The sequence below is a fragment of the Rhodococcus sp. PAE-6 genome (genome assembly GCF_025290685.1).
In the GTDB taxonomy this organism is placed as follows: Bacteria; Actinomycetota; Actinomycetes; order Mycobacteriales; family Mycobacteriaceae; genus Rhodococcus; species Rhodococcus pyridinivorans.
The window spans coordinates 1-6,533 of record NZ_JAOCLZ010000045.1 but is presented as its reverse complement, the minus strand read 5'-3'; the positions used below and the strand labels follow the sequence as shown (position 1 = coordinate 6,533).

The following is a 6,533-nucleotide window of genomic DNA, read 5'->3' as shown; positions in this document are numbered from 1 at the left end:
GCGACCGGGATGTTGTTGACCGACGATTCGGTGTCGAAGCGGTTGAGGAACCACATGCGCTGCTGCGCGAGCGACAGCGGCACACGCTCGGGCCGCAGCTGCGGCACCAGCGGCGGACGCGCCGCCGCACCCGTGTGCTGCTCGGCCGCGACGGCGAGCGCCGCGACACTGGGGGCCTCGAACAGCACACGCACGGGGACGCGGGTGTCGAGCGCCGCGCCGATGCGCGAGACGACCTGGGTGGCGAGCAGCGAGTTGCCGCCGAGTTCGAAGAAGTCGTCGTCCACACCCACGCGGGTGAGGCCGAGGACGTCGGCGAACACGCCGGCGACGATCTCCTCGACCGGGGTGCTCGGAGCGCGGAATTCGCGGGTCTCGAAGACCGGCTCGGGCAGGGCCCTGCGGTCGAGCTTGCCGTTGACGTTGAGCGGCAGCGCGTCGAGCGTCACGAACGCCGAGGGCACCATGTACGACGGCACCCGGGTGCCGAGCGCGGACCTGATCGACTCGATGTCCGCCTGCGCACCGTCCGCGGGCACGACGTAGGCGACCAGCTGGGTGCCGACCCGCTCGTCCTCACGGGCGATGACCGCGACGTCACGCAGCGCATCCATCGCCCGCAGGGCAGATTCGATCTCACCGAGCTCGATGCGGAAACCACGCACCTTCACCTGGAAGTCCGTGCGCGACAGGTAATCCAACTGCCCGTCACGGGTCCACCGCACCAGATCGCCCGTACGGTACAAGCGTTCTCCGTCACCGAACGGCGAGGCGACGAACCGCTCCGCACTCAGATCCGCACGCCCGAAGTAACCGCGGGCGAGCTGCGCACCGGCCAGGTAGAGCTCACCGGCGACGCCGGCCGGAACCGGATGCAGACGCTCGTCGAGCACGTAGACACGGGTGTTCCACTCGGGCACACCGATCGGCACCGACGCACCGGAGGTGTCGGTGACGTCACCGGCGGTGACGGACACCGCGGCCTCGGTCGGGCCGTACAGGTTCACGAGCCGCGCCCGGTTGTGGGTCAGGAACCGCTGGGCGGTCGCCGGCGGCAGCGCTTCGCCGATGGCGAGGACGTGGCGCAGCGAGGGGGCCAGCACTCCGTCGGCGTCGACCATCAGAGCCTCGAGCATCGACGGCACCACGTGCAGGGTCGTCACCGACTGCTCCGTCAGCAACCGGTTCAGATAGGCCGGATCGCGATGACCGTCGGCCGACGCGATGACCACACGGCCACCGGAGACCAGAGCGGACCAGAACTCCCACACCGACAGGTCGAAGGTCGCCACCGTCTTCAACAGCACCGCATCATCGGTACCGAGCTCGAAATGCTCACGCTTCCAAAGCAACTGGTTGACGATCGCCGCATGCGGCACCGCCACACCCTTCGGCCGGCCCGTCGAACCCGACGTGAAGATCACATACGCCGTGTTCGACGCGCGCAGCGGCGCGATGCGCTCGGTATCGGTCACCGGCGCCGCGGACAGCTCGGACAGATCCAGGCTGTCGAGGAACAGGGTGGAGACAGACTTCTCCCCCGGCGCCGTGAATTCGTCGCGTTCGGTCGACAGGATCACCACGGGAGCAGCGGTGTCGAGGATGTAGGCGTTGCGCTCGTCCGGCTGATCCGGATCGACCGGCACGTACACGCCACCGGCCTTGACGACCGCGTACATGCCGACCAGCAATTCGACCGAGCGGCGCATCGCCAGCGCCACCGTCGACTCCGGACCCACACCCAGCGAGACCAGTTTGCGTGCAAGGCGATTCACCCGAGCATCGAACTCGGCATAGGTCAGCGACTCGCCCTCGAACACCAACGCCGTCGCATCCGGCACCCGCGAGACCTGCTCGTCGAACAGATCCACCAGGGTCGCCGAGGCGGTGGGGTGCACGGTGTCGTTCCACGCCTCGAGCACTCGCGCGGTTTCCACGGTGTCGAGGAGGGGCAGATCGCCGACCGGCAGGGCCGGGTCGTCGACCACGGCGTCGAGCACGCGGATGAACCGGGCGGCGAACTCCGCGACCGTCGATTCGTCGAACAGGTCGGTCGCGTAGGTGAAGTAGCCGGTGATGCCCGTGGGCGTGCCGTCGTCGCTGTAGCGGTCGGTGACGATCAGGTGCAGGTCGAACTGCGAGATCTCCATGTCGGCGTCGAGGCCGGAGATGGTGAGACCGGGGAGTTCGAGTGCGGCCTGCGCGAGGTTCTGGAACGACAGACCCACCTGGAACAGCGGGTGCCGTGCCGTGGACCGTGCGGGGTTGAGCACCTCGACGAGCCGCTCGAACGGCACGTCGGCGTTCGCGAACGCGCCGAGGTCGGCCTCACGGGTACGTCCCAGCAGTGCGGTGAACGACGCGTCCGAATCGACGTGGGTCCGGAACACCAGCGTGTTGACGAACATGCCGATCAGGTCGTCGAGCTCGCGCTCGCCACGACCGGCCATCGGTGTGCCGATCGCGATGTCGTCGCTCGAGGACATGCGTGCGAGGAACACCGCGAGTGCGGTGTGCAGCACCATGAACATCGTGGTGTTCGTGCGCCGGCCGAGGTCGGCGAGGCGCCGGTGGAGTTCGGCCTCGACCGTGAAGTCGACGCGGCCGCCCCGGAACGACTGGACCGCGGGACGCGGTCGGTCGCTCGGGAGATCGAGCTGGTCGGGCAGGCCGGCGAGGGCCTGCTTCCAGTACTCGACCTGCTTGGCGGCGAGCGATTCGGGATCGTCCTCGTCGCCGAGCACCTCGCGCTGCCAGATGGCGAAGTCGGCGTACTGCACCGACAGCGGCTCCCACGCCGGGGCGTCGCCCTGCGACCGCGCGACGTAGGCCGTCATGAGGTCGCGTGTGAGCGGACCCATCGACGAGCCGTCGGCGGAGATGTGGTGGACCACGAAGGCGAGGACGTAGTCGGATTCGCGGACCCGGAACAGTCGCGCGCTCAGCGGCACGGCGGTGGTGACGTCGAAGCTCGTCGCCGCGAGTTCCTGGACGGCGGCGACGATGTCCGTTTCCGGCACGTCCACCGGGGTGAGGTCGGGAACTGCCTGTGCGGCCGGAACGATGACCTGGACGGGGCCGTCCTCGGCCTCCGGGTAGAAGGTGCGCAGCGATTCGTGGCGGGCCACGACGTCGCCGACGGCGGCCTGCAGCGCGTCGACGTCGAGATCGCCGGTGAGCCGGATCGCGATCGGCACGTTGTAGGCCGACGATTCGGTGTCGAAGCGGTTGAGGAACCACATGCGCTGCTGCGCGAGCGACAGCGGGATGCGTGCGGGCCGCTCGACGGCTTCGAGAGGCCGGCGGTCGTCGCCGCGCTGCGACTCGACCGCACCGGCGAGCGATTCGACGGTGGTGTTCTCGAAGAGGGCGCGCACCGGAACCTTCGCACCGAGTGCGGCTCCGAGCCGGGAGGCCACCTGGGTGGCGAGCAGCGAGTTGCCGCCGAGTTCGAAGAAGTCGTCGTCGAGGCCGACCCGTTCGACACCGAGCACCTCGGCGAAGACCGCGGCGACGGCCTGCTCGGCCGGCGTGACTGGGGTCCGGAATTCGCGGGTCTCGAAGACCGGCTCGGGCAGGGCCCTGCGGTCGAGCTTGCCGTTGACGTTGAGCGGCAGCGCGTCGAGCGTCACGAACGCCGAGGGCACCATGTACGACGGCACCTGCGTCGCCAGGTCGCTCCTGACCGTCGCCACGTCGAGGGTGTTGTCCTCGGCAGGAACGACGTACGCGACCAGCTGGGTGCCGACCCGCTCGTCCTCACGGGCGATGACCGCGACGTCACGCAGCGCATCCATCGCCCGCAGGGCAGATTCGATCTCACCGAGCTCGATGCGGAAACCACGCACCTTCACCTGGAAGTCCGTGCGCGACAGGTAATCCAACTGCCCGTCACGGGTCCACCGCACCAGATCGCCCGTACGGTACAGACGCTCCCCGTCACCGAACGGCGAGGCGACGAACCGCTCCGCACTCAGATCCGCACGCCCGAAGTAACCGCGCGCCAACTGTGTGCCTGCGAGGTAGAGCTCACCGGCGACACCGGCCGGAACCGGATGCAGACGCTCGTCGAGCACGTAGACACGGGTGTTCCATTCGGGCACACCGATCGGCACCGACGCACCGGAGGTGCCGGTGACATCGCCGGCGGTGACGGACACCGCGGCCTCGGTCGGACCGTACAGGTTCACCAGCCGGGCGTCGTTGTGCTCGACGAACCGCTTCGCGGTGGCCGGCGGGAGGGCCTCACCGATGGCCAGTACCTGCCGCAGGGACGGCGTGAGGGTGCCGCCCGCGTCGACCATCAGAGCCTCGAGCATCGACGGCACCACGTGCAGGGTCGTGACCGACTGCTCCGTCAGCAACCGGTTCAGATAGGCCGGATCGCGATGACCGTCGGCCGACGCGATGACCACACGGCCACCGGAGACCAGAGCGGACCAGAACTCCCACACCGACAGGTCGAAGGTCGCCACCGTCTTCAACAGCACCGCATCATCGGTACCGAGCTCGAAATGCTCACGCTTCCACAGCAACTGGTTGACGATCGCCGCATGCGGCACCGCCACACCCTTCGGCCGGCCCGTCGAACCCGACGTGAAGATCACATACGCCGTGTTCGTCGCACGCAGCGGCGCGATGCGCTCGCCGTCGGCGATGGGATCGGCCGAGACGTCCGAAAGATCGAGCGTGTCGATCGCCAGGCTCGGGACAGACTTCTCCCCCGGCGCGACGAAGGCATCGCGTTCGGTGGACAGGATCACCACCGGAGCAGCCGTGTCGAGAATGTAGGCATTGCGCTCGTCCGGCTGATCCGGATCCACCGGCACGTACACGCCACCGGCCTTGACCACCGCATACATACCGACCAGCAACTCGACCGAGCGGCGCATCGCCAGCGCCACCGTCGACTCCGGACCCACACCCAGCGAGACCAGTTTGCGTGCAAGGCGATTCACCCGAGCATCGAACTCGGCATAGGTCAGCGACTCACCCTCGAACACCAATGCCGTTGCATCCGGCACCCGCGAGACCTGCTCGTCGAACAGATCCACCAGGGTCGACGCCTGCTCGACCACGCGGTCGGTGGCGTTCCACGACTCGAGGATCTCGACCCGTTCGGATCCGTCGAGCATGTCGATGTCGCCGACGGCCGTGGTCGGGTCGGCGACGATCGCCTCGACGACCCGCACGAAACGCTGCGCGAAGCGCTCGACGGTCGACTCGTCGAACAGATCGGTCGCGTACGTGAAGGTGGCGTCGATGACGTCGGGAGCACCGTCGTCGTCGTAGTGGTCGAACACCGTGAGCTGCAGGTCGGTCTTGGCGAGCTGCAGCTCGAAATCGGTGGAGCTCACGGTCAGACCGGGCAGTTCGAGCTGGGTGCGCGCCAGGTTCTGGAACGACAGACCCACCTGGAAGAGCGGGTTGCGGGCGGTCGAGCGCACCGGGTTCAGCACTTCCACCAGGCGTTCGAACGGCACGTCGGCGTTCGCGAAGGCACCGAGGTCGGTCTCGCGGGTGCCTTCGAGGAGTCGCTCGAAGGACTGGGCCGGGTCGACGTCGCTGCGGAAGACCAGCGTGTTGACGAACATGCCGATCAGGTCGTCGAGCTCGCGCTCGCCACGACCGGCGATCGGGGTACCGATCGCGATGTCGCGGGTGCCCGAGAGCCGCGCCAGCAGAGTCGCGAAGGCCGCGTTGACGACCATGAACAGCGTCGCGTTCTTCGACCGCGCGAGTTCCTGCAGGCCGCGGTGCAGTTCGGGCGAGATCGTGAACTGCAACGATTCGCCGCGGAAGCTCTGGCTCGGCGGACGCGGGCGGTCGGACGGGAGGTCGAGCTGGTCGGGCAGGCCGGCGAGGGCCTGCTTCCAGTACTCGACCTGCTTGGCGGCCAGCGATTCCGGATCGTCCTCGCTGCCGAGCACCTCGCGCTGCCACAGCGCGTAGTCGGCGTACTGCACGGGCAGCGGTTCCCATGCCGGGGCGTCCCCGTGCGAGCGCGCCGCATAGGCCGTCATCAGGTCGCGGGTCAGCGGGCCGACCGACGCGCCGTCGGCCGACACGTGGTGCACGACCAGCGCGAGGATGTGCTCGTCGTCGCTGACGCGGAAGATGCGCACCGCGACGGGCACCTCGGAGGTCACGTCGAAGGTCGTCGACATGAAGGCGACGATCTCGGGTTCGAGTTCGGCCTCCGTGACCTCACGCACGACGAGTTCGGGCAGCGCACCGTCGAGCGGGAGCACCACCTGGTGCGGGCCCTCCGGTGAGTCCGGGTAGATGGTGCGGAGCGATTCGTGCCGCGCAATGACGTCGCGTGCTGCCGCACGGAGCGCCTCGACGTCGAGGGTGCCGACGAGCCGCACGGCGATCGGGATGTTGTCGACCGCGGAGGACGCCGTGTCGAACTGGTTGAGGAACCAGTAGCGCTGCTGCGCGAGCGACAGCGGAACCCGGTCAGGTCGTTCGGTGGCGACGAGGGGCCGGCGCGGACCGCCGGAGACCCCGCGTTCGAGGCGCGCTGCAAG

1 protein-coding gene is annotated in these 6,533 nt (G+C 68.6%); it reads right to left on the bottom strand.

Annotated features, from left to right (window positions below; all coding sequences use genetic code 11):
* Window positions 1-6,533 (bottom strand): non-ribosomal peptide synthetase (locus tag NVV99_RS25875; protein WP_260783254.1); only part of this gene is annotated, 6,533 nt, incomplete at both ends.